This is a genomic window from Koromonas humicola, assembly GCF_059726255.1.
The window spans coordinates 3539560-3565015 of sequence record NZ_AP040873.1; the positions used below are offsets into that span (position 1 = coordinate 3539560).

Sequence of the window (25456 nt, forward strand, 5' to 3'; positions counted from 1 at the left end):
TAACACCCGCACAGTGCCTTGGGCACAAGTTACATCAGAAGTAGAGTTTCAGCGACAACTGCATCTTTCGCGGCTCGCGAGCATGATCATACGTTCCCGCGGTTGGGTTATCTGGTGTGTATGACCCATCTGCATTCTTCTGATAGGTGAGGGTCGAGTCATACGAAGCGAATTGCGTATGGTTGAAAACGTTGAACGCCTCAGCCTTGAACTGAAGGTATCGCTGCTCCGTAAAGACGATGCGTTTCGCCAAGGTGAGATCAAAGTTACTGATGCCAGGTCCGCGCAAAACCCCATTAGGAACGTTGCCAAAGTTCGGGTGTCCATAGGTGTTTTGCGGCGTTGGGGCAAAAGCTGCTGGGTTAAACAGCAGTTTCTCGCCGTGTGGTCCGTAAGCTGAGCTATGCGGTTTTCCTACGAGCAGACCTTTGTCACTGTCAGAGGATCCGGTGACATCAGGATACGTATCATCCGTGACATATGGTGTTACCGGCCCGCCACTGACGAAGCTGGAGATCCCGCTGACTGTCCAGTTGTCCGTGAACCAGCCTAAGGGTTTGCTATGCAGCTTTTCGCCTAACCTCGGGAGATCGTACGAATAATTAATCACCAGAGACTGAGCGCGATCGTATGCCAATGGTCCGTAGTTGAAACTACGAGGATTGAAATATGAGCTAACCGCATCACCATCACCGCTTGTAACTCCGAGGGTGTGCGACCAGGTGTAGGCGCCTCCTACCTGCAGACCCTTCCTGAACTTTCGGTCCAACTTAATCTGCAGGGCATTGTAGTTGGCGGTGCCGGTGTTGAGCTGCGCGGTTATATCCGCATAGCCCGGATAAACTCGCATGAAGTTATCTGAAAGCCCAGCATTCGCCGGGTTAAGACGCGCACCAAGCGTGATTGGGTTGATGTTCTTATCAATCCACAGATGGCGTGAAATGCTGCCGACGTAAGAGGCATCCAGAACCATGTTTGACGGGAGCTGTTGCTGAACGCCCACGCTGTAGTTTGTTACCGTCGGCGTTTTTGCGCGACCGTAGTACGCCCACGCGCCACTGGTCCACCAACCTCCGCTCGGGAAGCGATAGCCGCCAGCCGCGCTCAGTTGGTCGAGCTTCGTGTAGTAAGTATTGGAGGTATATCCGACCGGAGCGCTACCGGCGGAATAAACTGCTGGCAGAATCGAGCCGCGGTCCTTGAAGATTCCTGCGCCAAGATGCAGAGCAGTCTTCCCGTTGCCGAAGACGTCATAGGCTAATCCGAAGCGCGGGCCAAAGTCTATTGCAGAGGTCTTGGCCAGCCCATCCGGACATCCGTTCTTACCTGCCTGGCATGAACCATTGTTGAAGTCTCCGCTGCCGGGAACAAGTGCACCAATCGCCACTGCGGGAACGTAAGTGTCAGTAACCTTGTCGTATCCCTGTTTCCCATCTGCGGTCGGATAGTACAGACGCGGGGCCTTTTCCGTGTTGTACAGGGCCGGGTTGAACGTTGATGCCTTGTCGTTGTAGTCGATCACCGGCCCCAAGTGGTAGATTCGCAGACCGAGGTCAAGCGTCAGGCGGGGAGTGACCTTCCAGTTGTCTTGGAAGTATCCTTCCAGATTGTTGAACCACCAATCGCCGCTTCCACCCTGCGAGCTTTCGGAGTAGCTGTTGACGGTTCCAAGCAGCGCGTTCGCAAAACCATCGTTGGAGTCGAGCGGGTTCACTGTGTTACGCGCAAAACTTAGGGTGCCGCGTGCGGTGGTCCACAGTGGAGAAACCTTTCCGGTTCGCTCGAAATAGACGCCCGCCTTGAAGTTGTGTTTTCCCAGCGACTTGCTCAGGTTGTCCACGAAGCTGTAGATGTCGTTGGTATTTTGATACGGGAATGACCCAATCACACTGATGTTTGCAGGAGTGTAATGCAGTCCTCCGAAGGAGATATTCGGAAGATAAGTCGTATCGTCGAACCACTGCGGAATGCCGAGCTGCGAACGCTGCCACTTCGACGGATCGCTTGGCAAAGCTGATAGGTGATTGTGACTCCAGCCGAAGTTGAACTCGTTCACCAGTGTGGGGGAGATTATCTTGGTGACGTGCGCTGACAAGCCGCGTCCTGGCTGGTCAAACGAGATTGGCGTCAACAGCCAGTTCATGCTCGTTACCCAGTTACCCCAAGGCTGATTCTGCTTGTCAGAGTCGTTATTGAAACGGAAATACGCGGTGAGTGTGTCAGAGATGTTCGCATCGATGCGGAACATATCCGCGCGGCGCTTGTACAGGCCGCTATATTGCGACAGGTAGTTGCCCCTGTAAGCGCCCTGAGGATTCGTATAGTTCTGCTCGGGGAAGAAGTTCAGAATACTATGTCCGAGCTGGCTCCATCTCTCCTTCGGGATTATGTTGCCGTCGAATGGCTTGCCAGTTGTCGGATCTTTGATGACGATCAGATTTCCGTTCTTATCCAAGCTCTTCGAGAAGTTGCCACTTCTCTCCAGGTCGGTTGGTACGGAAACAATCTTTGCTGATGCAGGCTGCTTCCAATTGCTCCACTCTTCGGACACAAAGAAGAACAGCTTGTTGCGATGCGTATTGAACTTCTTGGGAATGTATAGCGGGCCGCCTAGTGTGAAGCCACCAATTCCCGCGCGCTCAATTTGTTTCTGCTCATCGTAGTGATTAACATCCCACCCCGCAGCATTCATGCTTTCGTTGCGAGCGTAGAAATATCCCGTTCCGTGGAAGGCTTGGGTACCGCTCTTCGTGATGACCGTTACGGCGCCACCTGCGCCGCGGCCATATTCTGCCTGGTAGTTAGAGGTAAGTACTTTTACTTCTTCGATCGCGTCAGAGGAAACAGTGAAATGTACGGTCTGGTTCGATCCTGTGTCCAGGTTCGTGATTCCGTCAACAGTGAAGTTCTTTGCACTATCGCGGTTGCCGTTGATGTTGGTACCTGCTACCTGATCCGGCGTCGAAATGACGCGAGTGGATGCACCCGTGTCCACGACTCCAGGCACCGTCTGCAACAGAGCAAACATGTCCCTACCACGTAGGGCCAAGGTATCCAACTGAGCGCCCGTAACTGTGCCAGCCTTCTCTGCGCTGGCCAACTGAATTGCGGCGCTCTCTGCAGTTACAACAATCTCCTGCGCGGCGCTACCGATGTCGAGCTTGATATTTCCAAGTGTGCGAACCTGTGCGGCTTCGACCGCGATGTCCTTCAGCGTCTTTCCTGCGAAACCACTGGCCTTGATTTCAAGCGAGTAGTTGCCGCTTAAGACATTCAAGAAAGTGAAAGACCCACTTGAATCTGTTTTGGTCGTGAATCCTGTTTTTGTGCCTTGGTTAGTCAGTGTCAATGTCGCGTCGACCACAACTGCACCTGATGGGTCAACGATCACGCCCTTTAGAGAGCTGGACACGTTCTGCCCGAAGGTAAATATGGACAGAAATGACACGACCACAAGGATCGACAGCCTCTTCAACATATGCCTCCTCCTGAAAGTACCCACGGCGCACATCCGTATCGAATATGCTTCGAGTACTGAGGTCTACCGCCTCATCGTTGGCGACATTCACGTCAAGTAAGAAATCTGTCAAGAAGTATTCGTGCCGTTTGAATGAATAACTGTGAATAACTTAATAAGTGCCGTTACTGCAGCTTCTTACAACAGCCCAGCAAGGGGCTGAAACGGCTTAAAAAGTGTTCCACAATGGCAATATTGAAAAGAGGGTTTTCTATTTTTGCTTCGAAACGAGCTCTATCTTGCGGGGGAAAGCGGTCGAAAAATCCACTAGAAAACCATCATCACAAGACGTCGTTCCCACGGAGAATTTCAGCTTTGAGTCCGGCTCACAGGAGGAGTGTCGGTGGGTTAGCTTGACGACGTAAGCACTGGTGGTTCGTCGGAAACATCAGCTGGCTTCTCGGCCTCATTCGCGTTCTTGTGGCGACGCGTTTTGGATTGAGTTGCAAGTTTCCATGCCAAGCGAGCGGCACCCAGCAGATTAGCGTCTCCTCCGAGCATACTTACTCGGATTCTCACCTGCCTCGACGAAAGGGGTTGCGCCCACTCGCGGGCGGTTCTATTCAATGACGGCATGTAAAGGTCAGCCGCACCCGACACACCTCCACTTACTATCACGACCTCCGGGTCGAGGATGCTAATGATGTTCGCTACTGCGCGACCTAGCATGTTTCCAGCTTCCTCAAAGATCGCCAGTGCGTCAGGATCTCCTTGACGTGCTGCTTCTGCCACGTTTCTTGCAGTGATGTCGGAAGCGTTGAAGTCACCGAGTAATCCGCTGGTGCCGGACTTGATAACGCTGTTGGCAGCTCGGGCGATGGCAGACCCAGCAGTAAACGCTTCCAACTGGCCCATGTGCCGTGCTTCATTCACATGTTTTTCGGTGACGACCATCCACCCAGCGCATCCCGAAAGTTCATGCGCTCCGCGAACTATCTCTCCGCCTGCAATGATGCCCGCACCGATTCCCGTTCCAATAATCAGCACCACTGCATTGGATTTCCCTTTTGCCGCACCCATCCATGTTTCGCCGAGTGCGGCGGCATTGCGATCACTCTCAATCGCGATCGGGATTTCCAACGCGCGCTCCAGGCGCGTTTGGAGCGGCATGTGCTCCCATCCAGGTATGTTCGGAGCCCACACCGTGCCGCTGGAACGAACCAGTCCCGGAACAGCGACGCCACCAGCAGAAAAGACGCTAGACACATTACCGGTACGCGCAAGCTCTTTTGCTAAACGACGAATCTGACGAATGGGGCCTGATTTTGAGGTGTTATCGACCGCCTCAATCGAACGCGCCAATATCTTTCCTCTGCGGCTCACCACGGCCGCAGCAAGTTTCGTCCCGCCGATATCAACGGCAAATGCGAACTTCTCGTCAGACATTAGACCTCCACTGCACACGTCGTTTGTTCATCGGAGTGTCAGGCGGAGCGTCGTGCGATTCTTCACCGTCGCCGCAAGACATCCAACGAAAATTGCCAATGTGGCGCCCTCGGGAATGGAACTTGGCTTTCTCGCGTTCTCCACATTACCTCATTTTTTCGAGTCACTAAAGATGCAAGTGTCCTTATGCGCATGTGGCGAGCTAGGTCATGTCATGACGTATGTTCATGATTCGCAATTAGAACGCTGCGGAAGAGATTGCAAAGAGCGGACAAGGGCGGGATGAAAGTGGTGGGAGACAGGCGGTTGTGGCTAACGTCGCCCGACTGAACTCTGGTTGCAGTGCTACGCTCACAGCTCAAGATCAGACCGGTTATTCCGGCTGTCGCATCAGGCAGCGTTCTTCGTTGCAAAGGGTGAACCGGACACGACTCGAAACGCCAGGAACTCGCGGCCTTCTTTTGTAACAAAAGCGCGTGACTCTTCGAGGCGAATCAACTGCTCCTGCTGAAGAAAAACAAGCCATCCTCCGAAGCTGGAGCCATCGTAGATCTCGGGATAGCTCTGAGCTGAACGCAGGTAATAGGAATACATCTCGGTAACGGAGACACCGCTTCGTCCGGACTTTGCGAGACGCTGCAGAACAGGAGCCTGTGTTTCCCATATGATTGCCTGGTCGGGATCGAATGCCTGCGCGACAGAAAAGGCAGAAAACGGCGTCTGCACCACCGCGCCCAAGGTCCGTGTGAGTTCACCGTTCAGGCGGCGCTGGGTGATGACACAGCGAGGAATCGCACAGCCAAGAATAATCAGGAGCGCGATAGCGAGGAATTCGATCATCACGGTCTGGCTCCTTTCGCACCGCGATTTGCAATGAGTGCTGGATCTGCCGCCCGAAGCAGAGAACGACAGCATGCAAAACGCGCCGGATAGTCAACGCCCGCTGAGGCGGCCCTATCTCATGAGGCAGTGAGCGTAGTCACGTTCCGCCTGGATTGCAGTGATGGTGATCACCGCTGCTCTGTATGGTCGTGAATCTCGGAAAATGCGGGCCAAGGAGGACTCCAGTAAACTGCTACGGCGGAGACAATTGAGTATGGACCTTTTGGAACTGGTTCACGGCTGTACTTTCGACGACTTCCTCTTTGTTCCACAATATGGCCAGCTCTCACGTCGCGACCCGAGTCGAGTTGATCTTTCGAGCCGCTTCACGCAGCGTATCTCTCTCAAGCGGCCTTTGGTGTCAGCCAACATGGATACGATCACGCGCGCAGCAATGGCGATTGTGCTGGCAGAAGAAGGCGGCATCGGCATCATCGATCGTGGATTTCGCGCAGGCGACATTCAACCGCAAATTGCGGAAGTCGCCGCTGTGAAACGTACACAGCACGGCGTGATCGCCGACCCACACACGATCAGGGGTGAGCAGCGAATCGACGAAGCCATTCGCAAGATGGAGCGAACTCGCGTGGGCACTCTGGCGGTTGTTGATGCGTCCGGGCACCTGACCGGCTTGCTGACAAAGCGCGATGTACGTTTCGTCGATCCGGAGAGGCTTGTCTCTGAACGCATGACTCCACGCGAGCGACTGATTGTCCACACTGGAGTTATTGCGCTCTCCGAAGCCGAGGAGGTCATGCGTGAGAAGAAGGTGAAGAAACTTCCCTTGGTCGATGGCCAAGGCAAGTTGCTGGGCATCATCACTGCAAAAGATGTGATGAAGCATGAAGAACAGCCGTTCGCAACGCGAGATGCTCAGGGGCGTCTTCGCGTAGGTGCTGCGGTCGGTGCCACAGGAGACTACCTGGAGCGTGCAGCGGAACTGATTCGAGTTGGGGCAGACGTACTCGTCGTGGACATTGCGCACGGACACTCAAAGGTGATGGAGATCGCATTGGAGCAACTGCGAAAGCATTTCAACGATGTCGAGCTGATTGCTGGCAATGTTGCTACAGCCGAAGGTGCACGGTTCCTCGCAGAACGCGGCGCGAATGCTATCAAAGTCGGCATTGGCCCGGGTGGCGGGTGCACGACTCGCCTGACGACGAACTTTGGAGTGCCTCAGGTCGAGGCACTGGTGCGCTGCAAAATGGCGGTCCCGGAAGATATTCCTTTGATCGCAGATGGAGGAGTAAAGCGCGATGGAAGCATCGCGCAGGCGCTTATGTTTGGCGGTGACACTGTCATGCTCGGGTCTGCGTTGGCAGGCACGGAGGAAACACCCGGCGAAGTCGTACTGAAGTCCGTGCTGGAACCAGAATCCCAGAAAATTGTGAAGGTACCGTTCAAGGTGTTCCGCGGCATGGCTTCGGTCAGTGCAGTGCGCGACCGACTCGACCTTGAAGAAGCCGAGCCTCGAGAGGTAGAGGCAATTGGTGCCGAGGGAATCGAGGTCAGTGTACCTGCGCGAGGTTCCGCGCGGTCGGTCGTGCAATTGATCCTGAAGCACCTTTGCTCATCTATTAGCTATGGCGGAGCCGAGGGCCTGTGTGAGTTGCGAAAGAAGTTCTGGGCAGATCCGCAGCAGTACCTCGTTCGACTCACAGCCGCATCCAGGACCGAGTCGTTTCATCGCTAGTACAAGCAAGGCCAGAACTGCCTGGGGGCCGAGACCGGTCCCAAGGGCCTAATCAAGGTCTAAATGAATCTACTCACGGGTTGAGCTTGTACGAGCGCCCCATTGCGCCTGCGCCGGACAGATACTTTCGGGCACGGACCAGCTCGGCAATCTGCCGAACATGACCGAGGTCATGCAGCACCCATTCGTGCAGCATCTCGGACAGCGTAATCTCCCCGTACTCCCGGTGCAGGGCCTTGTGCTCGCCAGCAGCGGCGGGCAAGTCTCGTAAGTACTCGATGTTTCTTTCGCGCTGTTCCACAAAAGTAGCGAAGGCATGCTTCCAATCGGCGCCGCGGTAGAGGTCGAGATACATCTGCGCGTCGTCCGCCTCGAACTCCGGAAACTGTTCGCTCATGAATCGGTCCACGCGCATGCGGTAGCAGTGGCCTTCAGAGTGCGACAGGTGCGCGAGCACTTCGGCTACCGAGAAGCGGTCCGGCGCCGGTTTCCATCGGGCATCCTCGTCCGATAACCAAGCCAGAAGGCCTCGGATTACTCTGGGAGTGGCCTCCAACGGATCGAGGCAAGGCAGTTCATTCTTCGGCATGGCGTTTATCCTATGATGTTCTGGTCTCAAGGTGACGTGAAATCGGGTATGTGAGTTCACACATGACGCGATTGTTTTATGCACCGCCGCTTCGCCTTCGTTAGTCGCCGCCTCTGGCTGACGGGGTTAGTTTGCGGATAACGAACTCTTGGAAGATGCTGCTCACCACGCGTTCTGCCGTGCTGATGGCGAAGTTACCTAGGAAGAGCCCGGCACCGCGATTCGACGAAGGATAGTAGGCATTTGAGATTGCAGACGACGCCAAGTCGCCGCCGATACTCGAATAGTTGGGCTGCCACTTTCCATTGTCGCCCTTACAGACGAAAGGATGAGATATCGCTCGAAGCGCGCGCGATTTCTTGGTTCCGGTGCCTTGATAGAAATAGCGTGGATCCTGATGCAGCAGCGATGGCAGGATCGCACCACCAATCATAATGCTAGTAAATCCGTCGGCTGCGCTCGCACCAAATCTTTGACCGAATCCCGTGGCTCCCTGACGGTAATCGGGACTATTCCCAGCCTGTTCAGTGCCTGCGAGTACACCCACGCCAATTGCGGTTACTGGATCGGTCGCCACCTTCCACGCTAAAGCAAACTTGAGTTTGGCCGTCAAAGGCTCTGGATTTCGGTCATAGACGACATAGAAATTTGGGATGATCCCAAGAACACGCTGATGCTCCTCGATCCTGACCTGCTCCGTTGCAATTTCTTCGGCATCGTATCGTACATCTACACTGGTCTCTACCTGTTGCAGACGTAGAACGGCACCCGTAACGATCTTTGATTCACCAGGACGCAAAGTGAGTTCTGAAGTCCACTGCTGAAATCCCGGCGCGGTAACCGTCATCTGAAGAGCAGTCTCTGCAGCAACATCTTGGAATTCGAAAAAACCATTGTTGTTGGTTTTCAGTTCCTTTCTGTAGGCTCCGCTGGCGTCTTGAAGAAGAACAGTCGCGTCAGGAACAACGCTCTGATTGCTGTCCGTGACGGTGCCGATCACGATGGCTGTTTCGTGTTGCTGCACTTCGGATGGTTGCGCGGACAAAGGCAATGTCAGTGCCGATGTGAGTGTGAGAAGGATGAGTATGCGAATCGAATCGAACATTCAGGAACTTCCAAAGATAGACTTACCTGCGCTCAAACCCCACTAAGCGCATGAGCACAAGCCTGGGTATGTCATGCCACCACAGAAGCACGGAGCTAGTATCACGACTCTCGAACATCCGTGAGCGATAGTCTTGTTACAGCAACCCAGTTGCCACATGGAAATCCGCACAGGTGTTGGGGAAACGTGCGATAGGTGACGAAAACTGTGACGTATTGCGGGCAGTGTGCCCGCATTTGGGCAGTGATACGAGTGCGGTTACTGGCGGAATTAACGGCGCAATCGCTTAGTGGATCGTGGATCACTGGGCCGTGCGAGGTATTCCCAGTTTTCGCATCTTGTTCTGCAGGGTCGTTCGTTTCAGCCCCAAACGCTCGGCGGCTCCACCCTTGCCAGAAACTCGCCCCGAGGATGTTCGCAGCGCCTCCATGATGGCCTGTCGCTCCGCTTGCTCAAAGCTCGAGGCTGAGGGCAGAGGTCGCGAGGTCCCGCACTTCAACTCCTGTATGGGCACATTCAGTTCGCTACCTTGGGTGAGGATGACCGCGCGCTCGATGAAATTCTCCAACTCGCGGACGTTGCCAGGCCACTTCGCCTTACTCAGCGCATTCATCGCTTCTTTCGAAATGGTCTGTATGCGCTTCTGCATGCGGCGCGATAAACGTGAGACGAAGTAGTGCACCAGGAGTGGAATGTCTTCTCGCCGCTCTCGAAGCGGTGGTATCTCGATTGGGAAGACATTGAGACGGTAATACAAATCTTCCCGGAATTGCTGGTTGCGGATCATTTCCGACAAATCGCGGTGCGTCGCTGCAATCAGACGGACATCAACTTGAACCGTTTTATTGCTTCCTAAGCGCTCGAATTCCTGCTCTTGCAAAGCTCGTAACAACTTGGGTTGCAGGTCCAATGTGATATCGCCGATCTCGTCAAGGAACAGGGTGCCGTGGTCGGCGATTTCAAAGCGGCCGCGCTTCAGCATGAGAGCACCGGTGAAAGCGCCCTTCTCGTGTCCGAACAGTTCGCTTTCCAGAAGCCCCGAAGGAATCGCTGCGCAGTTGATCCGCACGAATGTGCGATCTTTTCTCGAGCTGAGACTATGAATCGCTCGAGCGATCAACTCCTTGCCGGTGCCGGTTTCTCCATGCAGGAGCACCGTTGATCCAGTGGGAGCAACGATGGCGACTTGATCTAGAACCTGGCGTAGTGCAGCACTTTTGCCAACGATGTCTTCGAAGTTGTATTCCGAGCAAATCTCGGATTCGAGGTAAAGTCGCTCTTCCTCCAAGCGATCTCTGGATGCAGCGAGACGACGATAAGCGAGTGCATTGTCGACAAACAAAGAAACCTGTGTCGCTATTTGCGCGAGAAGGTCCAGATCGTCCTGGCTAAAGTGATTCGCACGCCGACTTCCTAGTGAGATTACTCCGAGTGGTCCGGTTGCACCAAGCAGCGGTGCAACGGCAACACTTTCGATACATTCAGTGGTGAGGTGCTCCCGCGCAGCAACAGGAAACTTCTCTATGTCGCGCGGAGACAACAACTCTGGATGCCGAGTGTACATCCTGTTCAGATCTTCTTCGCTTAGGTCACTTGCGGGTATCTCCTTTTGCACGCTTCGCCCCGGAAAATTCAGAACTACGCATTCGAGGCGAGTGCGCCGCTCGTCTATTAAGAAGAATCCTGCAAAGTCGATTGCGAAGTATTTGAGAAGAGACGCCGAGGCAGCGCGGAACAAGGTGTCTAGTTCGAGGTGTGAAACTAGTTGATTGTTGATCTCTAAAAGCAGCTGCAGACGATCGCGTTCTTCTAACAGTTTTCTCTGGTAGAACTCAGCGGCATCTGTGGCGAGCGCACCCTCGATCGCTGCCGCGATGTGAGATGCAATCGAGCTCATCAGCTCGAGGTCCTCTGCGCTGACCTCGCCCACACTGTTCTTGCTGAAAGTTAGTGCACCGAGTTTTCTTCGAGATGTCGAGATCGGAAAGATGTATCCGGATTTCAGCTCGCCACGCCAGTTATCCTTTGGAATTTTGGGGATCTTAGCAAACTCGGCTTGGAGGTCGGGAATATAGATCGGCTTCTGCTCATTGATAGCCGCTTCAACCGCGGTGCCCGCAAACGGCGCTTCGGTCCCAATCTCAATGTGGTGAGGTTCTGGACCACTGTCGAATGCGAACAAGCGAACCGAGACGCCGTCTTCAGTGAGAAGCAGAATGCTGACCGCGTCAAAGGGAACGACGGTTGAAAGCAAGCTTCGCAAACTCTGCAATACGGCTTGCAGGTTGGGTTGGCTCGCGATTGCGGTTGAGACCTCTAGTAGAGTTCGGTAGCGGCCCAGTTTACGATTTGTGTGTTGTACAGTCTCGGTCATAAGAGTTTACGTGCACTCTAGAATCAGAGTGCACGTATTTATCCTGGGCATCAACACCTGTTGGTGGGAGCCGAATTCCGACAGGTGGAGATGCCTAAGCGCCTCCTCCAAGTACTTTGTAAAGCGTTACCAAATTACTTTGGCGAGCAAGCCTTAGATTGACCAATCCCTGCTGTGCCGCGTACATGGAACGTTGTGCAACCAGCACGGTGAGGTAACCGTCGATTCCTGCCTTGTATCGCAAATCGGAAAGCCGATACGTTTCTTCCAGCGTACTGACCAAAGCCTGTTGGGCCTGTTGCTGTTCGGTGAGCCTCGACCGCAATACCAAGGAATCACTCACCTCGCGGAAGCCAACCTGAATAGCCTTCTCGTATTGAGCAACTGCTATGTTCCGGTCGACACGTGCTGTTTTCAAGCTTGCTCTTCGCGATCCGGCGTCGAAGATCGGCATGAGGATTTGCGGTGCAAAGTTCCAGGTTCCGGGGTCATGCGTGAACAGGTTCGAAAGCTGTCCGCTCATAACTCCACCGCCGGCGGTAAGCGCGATACGAGGAAATAATGCAGCGCGCGCTGCGCCAATGTTGGCATTTGCTGAAAGTAGGACGTGCTCTGATGACAGAATGTCTGGTCGTCGGAGCAGAACGTCTGAAGGCAGTCCTGCCGCGAGTTCTTTCGTGACACCGTCTGAGGGGAGCGTACTCGGCAACAAATCCTCCGGAACAGCGGCTCCAACTAGCAGGTTGAGAGCGTTTTGATCCAGCGCAACTTGCCCCGTGTATCGCGCGATATCGACCTGGGCGGCTTCCACCTGGCTTTCTGCCTGACGCAGATCGATGTCGGAGCCGATACCTGCGTCTCGTGTCTGCTTTATCAGGTTGTAGGAGTCCTGCTGCGCCTGGTATGTCGCTTGAGCCAGATGCAGGTTCTCCCTGTCGGCTGCTAATGCGAGATAGGACTCTGCGATGGATGCTACCAACGAGATTTGGGACGCATTCCGCGCCTGTTCGGTGGCGAAATACTGCTCCAGCGCTTCGTGCTTGAGGCTTCGAATTCGGCCGAACAGGTCGAGTTCCCAACTGACGCTTCCACCGACGTTGTACTGCCGATACGTGTAAGGCGAACCCGTAGACGAAAGGTCCTTCGGGACGCGATACAGATCTGCACTCGCCGCAGCGTCAAGTTCTGGATATTGCTGGGCGCGCTGGATCCGGTACATCGCTTGCGCGCGCTCAACATTCAGCGCTGCAACTCGGAGATCGCGGTTGTTCGACAGCGCAAGCGCGATCACCTCTTGCAGTTTCTTATCCGTGAAGAAGTCCTGCCACTTCGTGGATGTCGCAACGGTACCCGCATTACTGTTCGTTACGGGGACGCTCGACGGCCACTCTGCAGGCACTGGCGATTTGGGGTGTTCATACTTTTGCGCATGAACAGTCCCCGAGAGAGAGGCTGCGATCAGCAACAATGGTAAGAATGTCCTGCACATATCAGTCTCCCTCCTTAACTGCGGGTTCCAACGGTACGCCAAGCTCTTGCGCGCCTTTCTGGTGACGTTTCCGCTCGAACAATCGAACGATCATCACGAAGAAGAGCGGTATGAAGAAGATCGCGAGGAACGTGGCTGTGATCATTCCGCCCAACACGCTGGTGCCGATGGCCTTTTCTGCTCCGGCACCTGCTCCTGTTGCGATTGCCAGCGGCAGGACGCCCATTCCAAATGCCAGTGACGTCATAACGATCGGACGCAGGCGGAGCTTAGCGGCTTCGAGAGTCGCCTCCATCAGACCTAATCCTTCTTGAATACGAATACGCGCGAACTGCACGATCAAGATGGCATTCTTCGTGGTCAATCCAAGTACTGTGAGCAGACCGATTTGGAAGTAAACATCGTTTGGCAATCCTCTGGATGAGGAAGCAAGCACTCCACCAATCACACCCAAGGGCAAAGCGAGCAGGATAGAAATTGGCACAGACCAACTCTCATACAATGCCGCGAGCACAAGAAATACGACCAGCACCGAGAACGAATACAAGAGCCCCGTTTGTGCATGGCTCATACGCTCCTGATACGAAAGTCCGGTCCACTCGAAGCCGATGCCTGCAGGTAGTTTTGAAGCGATTTCCTCCATGGCCTGCATTGCTTCTCCGGAACTTTTGCCAGGCGCCGGCTCACCGAGAAACTCCAGTGATGGGAAGCTGTTGTATCTCTCTAACCGAGGGGATGCGTATACCCAGCGGTCAGATACCAGCGAGGTAACAGGCAGAACGCCTCCCTTGCCATTGCGAACATACAAGCGATCCAGGTCGGTAGGAAGCATACGGTACGGAGCATCAGCCTGCACATAGACTCGCTTGACGCGTCCACCTTGAATGAAGTCGTTGACATACGCACTGCCAAACGCTGCCGAGATTGTGTCGTGAACGTTGCCGATGGGAACGCCCAGTGTTCCCGCTTTTTCCCAATCCACATCAGCCCGGTATTCCGGAACGTCATCCAATCCATTCTGCCGATTACGTGTTAGCCTCGGGTCCTTTGCGGCCATGCTGAGCATTTGGCGACGGGCTTCCATCAGCTTCTCATGTCCCAGACCTGCGCGATCCTGAAGCATGAAATCAAAACCGGTGGACATCCCAAGCTCAATAACAGCCGGAGGCGGGACGGCAAATACAATCGCCTCCTTGAATTGAGAGAACGTCCTCATCGCTTTTTGCGCAACAGCGGTAACGCGAAGGTCTGCACCTTTTCGCTCGTCCCAGTCTTTCAACATCACAAACGCCATGCCCTGATTCTGTCCGCGACCTGCAAAACTTGTTCCGGCGATTGTCATGCATGACTTCACTGCGTCTTTCTGATCATTCAAGTAATGAGACTGAACCTTATCGAGCACCTGCTGCGTTTGTTCTTTTGTTGAGCCCGGAGGCAACTGCACAGTGGTCAACACAATACCCTGATCTTCATCCGGCAGATACGCGGTTGGCATGCGACGGAAGCTGAAGATCATTGCAACAACAATCACTGCAAACACCGCAAGGTAGCGGAGCTTTTTCCCCAGAATGTGGCCAACAATGGCCGTGTACTTATCACGAACAAAATAGAACAGGCGATCGAAGCCCAGGAAGAAGGGACGAAGCCAGCGAACTCCATCTTCGGCGGCCTCATGACCTCGTTGCACCGGCTTCAGTAGCGATGCGCACAGCACTGGCGTCAGAATCAATGCAACTAACACCGATAACAACATCGAAGTGATAACAGTCGCAGAGAATTGGCGGTAAATGATTCCAGTGGATCCCGGGAAGAAAATCATTGGAGCAAATACAGCCGAAAGGACAAAGCCGATTCCGACTAGCGCACCCGTGATCTCATCCATCGATTTACGAGTAGCTTCCCATGGCGAGAGCCCTTCCTCGCTCATCACGCGCTCTACGTTTTCCACCACTACAATCGCATCGTCGACCAGCAGGCCGATGGCGAGCACCATGGCAAACATCGTGAGCATGTTGATGGAAAAGCCGAGAAATCCCAGCACTCCAAACGTTCCCAGAATAACGACGGGAACCGCGATCGTGGGAACCAGGGTTGCACGCATGTTCCCCAGGAAGAGATACATGATCAAGAAGACCAGAACAATAGCTTCGAGAAGGGTCTTCACCACCTCGGCAATGGCCACCTTGACGAATGGCGTAGTGTCGTACGGATACACTACCCTGGTGGCCGCAGGAAAGTACTTCGACAACTCCTGCATTTTTGCCTTCACTGCCGCTGCAGTGTCGAGCGCATTCGCGCCCGCTTCCTGACGAATTGCAAGGGCCGTAGAAGGTCTTCCATTGAACTTCGAGCTCACATCGTAGAATTCCGTACCCAATTCGGTGCGCGCCACATCTCTAACGCGCACAATCGAGCCATCCGTATTGGTACGGAGTGGGATGTTGCCGAATTCTTCCGGAGTCTTGAGAAGTGACTGAACGACAATCGATGAGTTGAGCCTCTGTCCCTCAACTGCTGGCAGTCCGCCAAATTGTCCTGCCGATACCTCGACATTGTAGGAGCGGATTGCTGCTACGATGTCGTCGATCGTCATGTTGTACTGAGTGAGTTTGTCGGGGTTGAGCCAAACACGCATCGAGTACTGTGAGCCGAACGCCTCGACTTCGCCCACACCGGCTACGCGCGCCAAACTCGGCTGGATTTGCGAAATGGCGTAGTCAGACAGATCGTTCGAATCGACCGATGGGTTGTCGGAGACCAGCCCCACCAACATCAGATAATTCCGTGTTGACTTGCTGACCGTAACGCCTTGCCGCTGCACTACCTCGGGTAAGGTCGGCATGGCAAGCTGAAGCTTGTTCTGCACCTTTGACCATGCGACATCTGCATCTGTACCGGGAGCAAACGTCAGCGTAATCGCTCCCTGGCCAGACGAATCGCTGGTGGCGGACATGTAAAGCATTTTGTCGAGGCCAGTCATTTTCTGTTCAATGATCTGGACCACGCTGTCTTCCACCGTCTTCGCAGAAGCACCGGGGTACGTTGCGGTAATCGATATCGACGGAGGGGCAATTGGTGGATATTGGGAAATTGGCAGGTTATAGATCGCCAATGCGCCACCAACCATCATGGCAATGGCGATCACCCACGCGAATACCGGGCGGTCGAGGAAGAACTTAGACATTGCCTCTCCTTACATCTGCGAGAGGTTGTTTCTCCTGCTTCTGAGGTGTCGTGTCTTTGTACAGAACGGAGCGGACTGGGTCCCCTGCGCGCACCTTCTGCAATCCCTCCACGATCACACGGTCTCCGGAAGTAACACCCGAGCTGACGAGCCATTTGTCGCCAATTGGGCGCTCCAGTTGAACAACGCGTTGTTCGACCTTGTTGTCGCGTGTAAGTACGAATGCGACTGGCGTTCCCTTTGCATCGCGCGAAACGGCCTGCTGCGGTAGAAGAATTCCCTGGTCGTTCGCACCTTCCTCGATACGGGCATGCACAAACATTCCCGGCAAAAGCACATGATCAGGGTTAGGACAAACGATGCGCAGTGTCATCGATCCGGTCGTGGGATCGACCGTAACATCACGGAACTGCAACGTGCCTTGGATCGGGTACTGAGTGCCGTCCTCGAGCAATACCATCACCTTGCTCCGTAATGCGCCATCGGCCTTCAGTTTCCCGGCCTGCAAGCGTTGACGCAGTTTCAGGACCTCGGAACTGGACTGAACCACATCGATGTAAATGGGATCCAACTGCTGAACCGTTGCGAGCGGAGTAGGCTGATATGCGGTCGCCAGGGCCCCCACGGTCACGTTGGAGATACCGATGTGACCGGAAATTGGTGATTTAATCGGCGTGTACGAAAGATTGATGCGAGCGTTTTCCAGAGCTGCGCGACTGGCCGCGACAGAAGCTTGTCGTGCCGCGACGACTGCCTCAGCCTGCTGGAGTGCAGCGTGTGAATCGTCGTATTCCTGCTGCCCAACAGCATGAACTGCGACCAATCCCTTTAAACGCTGTTCACGAGACTGGATGGCGGGAAGATTGGCTTTCGCGGTCTGAAGGTCGGCTTCGGCAGTCGCCACCGCGGCTTTGGCTTGCTCGTACGCGGCTTGATAAGGCGCCCTGTCAATCTGATATAGCAACTCGCCCGCTTTCACATTCGCGCCTTCGTGGAAAAGCCTCTCCTTGATCAGACCATTTACCTGCGGACGAATCTCGGCAACAAGAAATGCCGCAGTTCTTCCCGGCAGCTCCGTCGTCAGCGCCACTCGTTCAGCACGAACATCTACATAAGCGACTTCAGCCGGAGGAGGAGCTGGCGCTGCCGCTTTGGACTTGCAAGATGAAACGAACAAAACAGCAACACTCAGCACTAACGCCAGACTCGCTCCCGCGACAACCGACGCACGCGGCTGGCGAAGACATCCAAAAGTACGCATCAAAAATCCTTTCAATCGAGTGACACTCAACCGACCAACAGACTGCTTCCTAAATGCCAATTCAGCCGAACAAAATCGGAACTTAAGCGCGAGTCACTGCGCAGCATTGGCAGCCTAACCTCACGCACACATCGCGTGACTAGGAGCTTGCGGCGGTGAATTTCACGCTGTCGTTAGCCCGAGATGTCCCGAAGTTCGACTCTAGGCATGGGCACGCCTGCGCAAGTGCTACTCGCACGCACTGTGCCATGTGGTAATTGCCTTTAAGCTGCTGATTCTGTTGGATAGTCGCGTGATTTGGGCACATGCCAAGATGCCCAAATACGGGCATTGCCGCCATATAGGCAGCGCCGCCGGCCCGATCGGGCTGCTTCTTTATCGTTGCTGATGGCACTTTAGCGTGGCACCATCAAACGACAGCTCTGGCCTGACAGCCGTTTCAGCTACCGCAAAGCTCCATATAGGAGAACACTGATCGCATGTCGGCGTGCTGCGCTGAAGAACTCTGACCTTACCTGTTTGCTGGAATGTACGAAGAAGCAGATGAAGACTTGGTGCCGAAGAAGGGACTCGGTTGGCAAAATCCCGTAAACGATTGATTTGCTTGCAAGTGTCTGATCTATAGACTGTTCTGGCCGCTCCGAGAGATTCCATATAGTCTATGAATTCCATCAACCTGCCTGGATTCACCCTCGTTTACCGTGCTATACCGTGCTATGGATTCCTGGAGTCGGATGAGCTCTGTTGTGCTTTCCATTCCTTGTGCTTAATACCTGCACGGATTATGTATAAGGTGCACATATTGCAAGCGCGCACAATTCTAAAAGAGCGAGACTGACAGCATTTGTGTACATGCTGTGTACGTGGCGGCTGTTATTCTTCACTGTTGCAACGCGTTGAAATCCTGACCGCACGCGGGTTCGGGATCGTCGATATTCGAATGAGCCGAGAGGAGAAGAGGTGACGTGCACATATTATGACCGGTAGCATGGATACTCTTAACGCATTCGAATGCTCTCTCTACCTTTATGGCTACTGAGGACATGCTTAAGAATATCCCGTCCATCGAAGCTCATTGGGGTTACCTGCCCCCTTTCTCTCAGCCATTCATAACTGGACTGGATATTCTCAGCTTTTTACCCCCGCTCCGCATTCCTGGCCCAGAAGGACCTGGAGATTTTGGCGATGCTAAGATCGCGTACGAGGTGCCTCTAGGCTCGACTGATGCCACTTCCACATGTAGAACTTGGCATCGCTGATTGAAAGCTTGCAGTAGAATCCTCGGTTTCTCGCTGCCTTCATCCTGCTAGCGCCGCGATAATCTGTTCCTCCCTTTGTCTTCAGAATAGCGAACCCCTCGTCTTCTCTTGCGAGGACCTCTTTCCAGCTTACCCGTACTTTCCTCTGGTACAGCTTCGAGTTTTGTTAGCGGTAGCATCAGACCGTTCGCCAAGGTTGAACGAGAGCAGCTGGACTGGGAAAATGGAATGGGGTTTTACTGAAAGCACCAACACAAAGCCGATTGCTCGTTAAAAACCGGCTCGGCTGATTCTTCTTTTAGCTGCCTGATTCTGCAGTGGTTCATATATAGCAACTTGCACCTGCTCTGCAGCACCCATTCTGGGTTGGCGTGTCCCTACTCACCCAGTGCGCAAGCATCGAATGGCTTTTCGGCTACTTCGGCGGACCCGCAAGCAAGCTATCGAGTGTCGCAATGGTGCGTGCATAATCGTTCAGCGTCAAAGCAGCCTCAATCTCTCCTAATCTCTCATTCAGCGTTTTCCCGAGTTCAGACAATGAGACATAGCCATAAGGGAAGCCGAAGATCACAGTCAAAATCCTCTCGACCAAGTGCCAATCGGAAGGTGAATGAGAAGGGGCGATATCGACTGCGACGCATCCGCGATCTGTCGTTACTCTTAAACGAATACTCTGCACCTCGATGATGAGAATCGTCGAGCGCCCATTGATAGGATACCAATCATTTGCGACAATCCGGGCTCCGTGTTGCTCGAATAGGTCGGCGAAACCGCTACGGATGTCGCGCTCAAGCTCCTCGTTAGGCCCTCTAGAAACAAGCCGGTCGCGGGCCTTTTTCTCCGCGCGAAGGACAAGCGGGAAAGCTAAGAAGCGCAGTGCCTTTCCTAGCACTTGTCCCCAGTGTGTCCGGTTCACAACATTCTTCCCGTTGTCCTGCCGATTAGATTCCGGAGTTAAAAGGGCCATTGGTATCCCTTGCTCTGCAAATGCAGCAGTTCCAAGGCCCAGTAGCTGTTCCATGAGAATCTATCAGCACCTGAAGCATTGATTATTCGAGCGCCCTGATTCATTACGCCATTCAAGAACGCTTGGTTAGCCTGCCATCCAACACCCATGCTCTCCAACCTGGCGAAAGTCTTCATGCCTATATTCAGGTATTGAGCTCCCGACTCTTCGGCCACGTTGACAAACTCTGGATACCGCCCTAAAACGACAGCACCCGATCCGGCAGCAGCGCCAAAGTACGCTTGGGAGGTTCCAACCGACCAAGCGTACGCACCCGGAGCCGCTCCAGCCGCGAATGGGATGGCAAGAACACCACCTGTAGCAACCAGCGCAGTGTTTGCTGCACCGCTTGCATTGTTCCAGATCGAAGCACATCCGGGACAATGCCAGATGTCCATGCCAACGGCCACATCCCCGCTGTTTGCGGGAAAAGGAAGTCCGGGATCATTTGCTACAGAGGACGAACCTGCTCTGCTAACGACAGCACCGTTGATACTAGATGAAACGCTGCTTTGAGCGTCGGTTCTGACGGGCTTAGGCGCGGGCGGTTTCGAGTGCCCACCGCCGCCTCCGAACAGTCCAAAGAAGCTTGTTATACCGTCCCACACGCTACCCCAGAAGCCATCGTCACCCCAGAAACCATCGTCAACAGAATCCCCCGAGTCATTCCCGTCGTCCCCAGAACCACTGCAGTCCTCAGGATAGCAAAGAGACTCTTGCCCAAGAGGATCGATCGAGCGGAGTGGTCGATTCTTGACATAGCTATAGCGATTCCAACTCTGCGGGTCAGCTGGATCTGCCGCAGTCAGACCCGCTTTATCTGGGGATAGCCAGCGTCCTTGTGCCGGACTAAAACCACGCGTGGGAAAATTGTAAATTCCGCTAACTGTGTCCTCGCTTTGGCCCGTAAACGAGCGGTCCGGCGTTCCAGCCTCGACGTATGACTCGCCGAATGGTGCATAAGCACCGCTATAGTAAATACCTCCTGCCGGTGTAGATGCGAATCGAGAACTTCCCAGCCAATCCGGGTGACGGATGTATGCCAATCCAGTGTTGCTCTTATATACTGCCGTTGCGCCACCAGGCAACGGCACAAACGCTCTAATTAGAGCACTCCCGCTTACAAGAGCAATCTTGCCTCCGGACGGACCATACAATATTTGAGTATACGAACCGGAGTTCGACTGTTCTACAGCTCGTCCTAGCGCGTCGAACGTTACACTTATAGTATCGATAGCCACCAGGTTGCCATCCGCATCCCATGAATAGCTATGCTGGTCATCCTGCTTTACATTTCCATTGTTATCGTATTGCACAAGAACAGAAACGTCGCGATTTGTAGAGGGAGAATAGCTAGCCTGCGTCGCCCCGTTGTGACCAAACTTGCTCACATTGCCAAACGGGTCAAAATTGAATGACTGCTGCCAAACTGTGGTCTGGGTGCCTGACGCGAGACAATTTGTATTGGATATCCTGCCTAGGTCATCAGTTCCGTAGGTGCACACTTGCGAATTCGCAGGGTTGAATGGGTCATTACTGGCAAAGCTCCTCAAGGTACCGTTAGGATTCCAAGTCATAGAGCCAGTAACAGGCAGCTCGGTGCCAATTTGATATTGATAGCCGATCATCCCGCCGGTTTTTGGATCGAACACAAAGCTATCCGTGTCGCCAGAACTGTAATGAAGAGCAGTGGCCTGACTCGCGGGACTGTATGCAGTGCTATTCACAATGAGATTGCTTCCAGCATTGACGTCATTGGGTCTACCCTCCCCATCAACACCGTATGAGATGGACGGTACGGAAGGTATTCCACCGAGAGTCATCGGCAGCCCATTGGCCCAATATCCCGTAGTGTACGCGTGCGAATAGCCTCCACTATGAGGCGTCTTTTCGTACACATCCGTCGTTTCTCCCCTTGGAGAATAGCTGAAGAATACGTCGGTAATTGCAGATGATTGTGATGTCCCTGTGTACGCCTCTACAAGTCGCCCAGCGGCATTGCTCATCGCAACCCCGTTCACACTTCCTATGTCATACACGAAGTTCTTCGTCGGGGTGCTCGAAGAATTAACGATCGGATACCATATTTGAATGGGACGATGAAGAAGATCGTAGGCAATGCAGGTTACGTTTCCCATCGCGTCGGTCTTCTTGACTAAATCTCCATTATGCGTACCACAAGTGGAATCAGCATCATACGTGTAGCTAGTGGTACCACTCTCCGGATTGGTCTCTGAAACGATACGTCCAAGCCAGTCATAGCCGAGGTGACGGTGTTGCTGTAATGATGAGGTAGCTTGTGCGTTCTGGATTACATCCGTGATCCGGTCCAACGAGTCGTAGACATACCTTGTCCAATAACCCGTCTGAACAGTCGATTGAGCACAAGAGCCGCTTCCTGTTCCGGTGGTCAACTCGCATACAGAGGTTAGGCGACCCAATCCATCAAACTCGTTTTGTCGCTGCTTCGCATTTTCGCAATTCGGAGCTGGCCCTCTGGTAATTAACACGTCATTGTTGCCCGACAAATACGAGTTGGTTCTGAATCCGCCTCCAGCATCACTCTTCTGAACAATCCTCGAAGCGGCATCGTAGACGATCGATTGGCCTGGACCATTTGATATTGCTTGACCAGAACTCCCGGAGTACGGCATCGAAACGAAGGCAGGCCGCCCGACCGAATCGTAGGAATAACTGACTGTATCGAAAGTTGGAGAACCTGGCGCTTGACGTATTTGGCTGGTTAGTGTTCTTCCAAACGGATCAACCGTCGTTACCACATCACTGACGGAAGTTCCACTGATTGCCATGCTTGTTTCTACAGATGCTGGTGTTCCAACCGACGCCGCAACATAAGAATAGCTAATCACATTCTGAGCAGCATCTTTCGACGAAGCTGGTCTCCAAAAATAAGGATCGTTGTACGTTTCTGAAGTTTGTTTATTATTTGCGTCGGTCGATGTCAACTGTACTCCACCAGTACAATCCCATGTAGCTTTTGCGCTCAGTCCGGTTGGACCGGTGACCACGGAAGGAAAAGCGTTTCCGCAATATCCATAGGTGTAGCTGGTGGGATTGGTGGTGGTATTGACGTCGTATGCTTCCCTTACCAAGCCCGTATCGTAATACTTGAATGTCGAGGTTAAGCTGGCAGAAGCAGAAGTCCATCTTTTTATGCTGGTGAGATTGCCACGCGATCCAGAGATGGAGATATGTTGGGGCGAGCTTGTCCCCGCAAGGCTACTCTCGTCATACCAGTAGTCCGTCCGGGCGACCAGCGTGTTATTTTGAGCGGTCCCTTGATAGATCAAAACCGACTGAGGCTTATCTGTAATTCCATTGCTCAGATCAGAATTGTATGTGACTGTAGTCTCACGGACCGTAGGCGCGGATCCACCGCTTTGAGGAAAGTCATTCTCAACGACATCGCTAATCAACCCTGATCCATAATATTGAGCACTGTAGTTAACATACGATGTCCGCTGCATTCCGCTCGGCAATTGTGTGGTTGTAGTGATTGCTCCAATGGGGATACTTGGGCCGTACTGATCATAGGTACGGGTCGTCTTGCTCAACATATTGTTACTTGAGGCACTTCCCTGGTACACCACCTGTTCCGTCATATACAGGTTCGGTTGCGGGTTGCTCTTGTGCTGAATGCCCCATACGCCGTTTTCCAGAATCTGTGCTGATACCTGAGTAAACGCCTGAAACTTGCTAATGGTCTGATTGCCTTCAGGATCTGTTACCGTAGTGATGCAAAGGCCGCATGCTGGATCATTTACCCCTTGTGAGATTCGCTGATATGTCCAAGTGCCGCCGGGCGAAAGCGTCCGAGTTAGCGTTGCGGTAGACCCATCGCTGTAGATTCCGTTGTTATTTGTACCACCGCTATACTCATATGCGATAACGCCACCGATCGGCAATACTACCTTTGCAATTCTTCCCGTTACACAAGTCGGAGATGTTCCGTCGACTGGAGTGCAAAAACCCGGCGTAGTTTCGTAACTAAATACGTAGCTGGTTCCATCAGGAAGACCGATACTACTCACTAACCATTCTGAAAGCGGACCGAATTCCTCGATACCCGAAATGCCGAAGTTAGTTTTCACGGTGTATTGTGAGAAATTGATCGTGTACGACGCTGACCGTCCAGATGGTGCAGTGTAATTTAGATAAATCGTCGGGTCAGTCGACGTAGGACCAGCTTGAGTGAGAACGGGCACCGTACTTGAAAGCGTGTCAAAGAACTGCCCGCTAGAGTTTGCTGTAATCTGGTTGCCATTTGCGTCAGTCCGTGCGTTGTTTGTACAAGGCACCCAGGCGTCCACTCCAGTGCAGTCCGAAACGTACTGATGGCCTGAACCTGATTTAACGCTCGTATTTCCGCTGGCATCGGCGTTGAGCGTGTAACCGGATCCATCCCCAGCCATTGCAGTGAGCTTAGCACTCGTTGTTACACCACCGCACGAGTTAATGGAGCTCCACGTGTTTCCAGGAAAAGCATGCGCGGTACCTGAAGCATCTACATAGCTGTAGGTGGTTGTCGTGGTCGTGGTGGTGCAATTCCCAGAGATGCTCGTACTTAACGCCGGACTGCTCTTCACATACCCAAAGATCGAGCCTGTGCCAGAAACCCACCCCCAACTCGATGAAGGAGTCCATTGGACAGTTGAGGTCAATCCATTCACTGAGGTCACAGGGGTCCAGATAGAACTGTCATACGTCAGATCGTAATTGAATGTGAGGCCACGGCCAGCTTTGTGCAATACCGGAACCGCAAAATGGACATTGAGATTTCCTAGGTTGATGACATCAAAGGGACCGCCCGCAAAAGTTCCGTATAATGGCTGCCCAGTGGCAACCTGCGCTCTTGATGAGATACTCAGAAATAGTACAGTTGCGACAAGAACTCTAGCGCAGAGTTTCATAGCTCTTCCTTCTTTACAATTCTGTCCAAGTAAATCGAGCCAACAGAGATGAGAATCCGCCTCGTTATCTCAATGACACTCCAGTTACTTCTAGGGTCAACACAAGGGACCCTTGCTGGTATCGCCGAATTGTGGTCGGGACTAAGACGCCGTTCAGTAATCGGTAGTTGAGAAATCCGACCTCAATTCGCAAATTTGTCGATGCATCATTATCGGGGTGAGCATTGAATACTGTGGTAACGGGAAGAAATGTCGCGGCATCCAGATAGAAATCCATTGCACTCAGGCGTTCTGTCCGAATAAATGACTCGGGGGTAGCCTTATAGATGTACGAATGAAGATGTTCAACCTGGACTCCATCACGTACCTCTTTACCGACATATGTAAGCACCACGCCAGGCGGCGTTCCCAATGCTCCAAGCGGCGGGAAGAACCACGCTGCATCCGTTAGACAGTTATGTTGGGCCAGCGCGCCTACTTTGCCATTCGGTAAACTCCACCTGCCATGCGGGATACCGTTCTGGGCAACTCGGACGATGGATGTCGTCCCCTCGGTTAAGTTCAGCTCGACCTTACTTTCCTGGTTGCTCGCAGATAGAATGAAGGTTCCTTGCTGGCTCGAATTCAACTTCGCGTTGCCAGTAAGCGTAACTTCCGTCAGACCGACATTCCCTGTCATTGCGGAAATTGACTTCGAAGCGAGCATTAGGGCTTGAGTATCACTAACGGGAGCTTGGCTCTGAGCCTGAGTGCAGGGAAACAAGCCTACTATCAAAA

Annotated in this window: 13 protein-coding genes; 1 reads left to right on the plus strand and 12 read right to left on the minus strand. The window is 53.4% G+C overall.

What is annotated here, in order from left to right; genetic code table 11:
- Positions 1–34: 34 nt before the first annotated feature.
- The 3 genes from AC6IZD_RS15530 to AC6IZD_RS15540 form a co-directional block, all read right to left on the minus strand.
- Entirely contained in the window at positions 35–3478 is a 3444-nt protein-coding gene (locus AC6IZD_RS15530; protein ID WP_497784317.1) for a carboxypeptidase-like regulatory domain-containing protein, read from the minus strand.
- Positions 3479–3865: 387 nt separating this feature from the next.
- Complete coding sequence (locus AC6IZD_RS15535) at positions 3866–4903, minus strand: ROK family protein (RefSeq protein ID WP_497784321.1); 1038 nt, start codon at positions 4901–4903, stop codon at positions 3866–3868.
- Positions 4904–5293: 390 nt separating this feature from the next.
- Complete coding sequence (locus AC6IZD_RS15540) at positions 5294–5746, minus strand: hypothetical protein (RefSeq protein ID WP_497784322.1); 453 nt, start codon at positions 5744–5746, stop codon at positions 5294–5296.
- 253 nt (positions 5747–5999) lie between these two features.
- Here AC6IZD_RS15540 and guaB point away from each other — a divergent pair, with 253 nt between their 5' ends.
- Positions 6000–7481 (plus strand): IMP dehydrogenase, encoded by a 1482-nt coding sequence (guaB, locus tag AC6IZD_RS15545; protein WP_497784323.1) that lies wholly within the window; start codon positions 6000–6002, stop codon positions 7479–7481.
- Between the two features lie 73 nt (positions 7482–7554).
- Here the strand turns inward: guaB and AC6IZD_RS15550 are convergent, their stop codons facing one another.
- The 9 genes from AC6IZD_RS15550 to AC6IZD_RS15590 all read right to left on the minus strand — a co-directional run bounded on the left by AC6IZD_RS15550 (position 7555) and on the right by AC6IZD_RS15590 (position 25358).
- Positions 7555–8070, minus strand: a complete 516-nt coding sequence (locus AC6IZD_RS15550; protein ID WP_497784324.1) for a DinB family protein — start codon at positions 8068–8070, stop codon at positions 7555–7557.
- 100 nt (positions 8071–8170) lie between these two features.
- Positions 8171–9175: a carboxypeptidase-like regulatory domain-containing protein gene (locus tag AC6IZD_RS15555; protein WP_497784325.1), complete on the minus strand. Its 1005-nt coding sequence runs from the start codon at positions 9173–9175 to the stop codon at positions 8171–8173.
- Between the two features lie 301 nt (positions 9176–9476).
- Positions 9477–11549 (minus strand): sigma 54-interacting transcriptional regulator, encoded by a 2073-nt coding sequence (locus tag AC6IZD_RS15560; RefSeq protein WP_497784327.1) that lies wholly within the window; start codon positions 11547–11549, stop codon positions 9477–9479.
- A 94-nt stretch (positions 11550–11643) separates the two neighbouring features.
- Positions 11644–13038: an efflux transporter outer membrane subunit gene (locus AC6IZD_RS15565; RefSeq protein ID WP_497784328.1), complete on the minus strand. Its 1395-nt coding sequence runs from the start codon at positions 13036–13038 to the stop codon at positions 11644–11646.
- Between the two features lies 1 nt (position 13039).
- Positions 13040–16222 carry an efflux RND transporter permease subunit gene (locus AC6IZD_RS15570; protein ID WP_497784330.1) on the minus strand — a complete coding sequence of 1061 codons (3183 nt, stop codon included), beginning with the start codon at positions 16220–16222 and terminating at the stop codon, positions 13040–13042.
- Positions 16215–17483, minus strand: a complete 1269-nt coding sequence (locus tag AC6IZD_RS15575) for an efflux RND transporter periplasmic adaptor subunit (protein WP_497784332.1) — start codon at positions 17481–17483, stop codon at positions 16215–16217. The genes AC6IZD_RS15570 and AC6IZD_RS15575 overlap by 8 nt, the downstream gene beginning before the upstream one ends.
- Positions 17484–19157: 1674 nt before the next feature.
- Positions 19158–19709 (minus strand): hypothetical protein, encoded by a 552-nt coding sequence (locus AC6IZD_RS15580; protein ID WP_497784333.1) that lies wholly within the window; start codon positions 19707–19709, stop codon positions 19158–19160.
- Positions 19697–24679: an RHS repeat domain-containing protein gene (locus tag AC6IZD_RS15585; protein WP_497784335.1), complete on the minus strand. Its 4983-nt coding sequence runs from the start codon at positions 24677–24679 to the stop codon at positions 19697–19699. Before AC6IZD_RS15585 ends, AC6IZD_RS15580 begins: the two co-directional genes overlap by 13 nt.
- Before the next feature lie 64 nt (positions 24680–24743).
- Positions 24744–25358, minus strand: a complete 615-nt coding sequence (locus AC6IZD_RS15590) for a hypothetical protein (RefSeq protein ID WP_497784336.1) — start codon at positions 25356–25358, stop codon at positions 24744–24746.
- Positions 25359–25456: the final 98 nt, after the last annotated feature.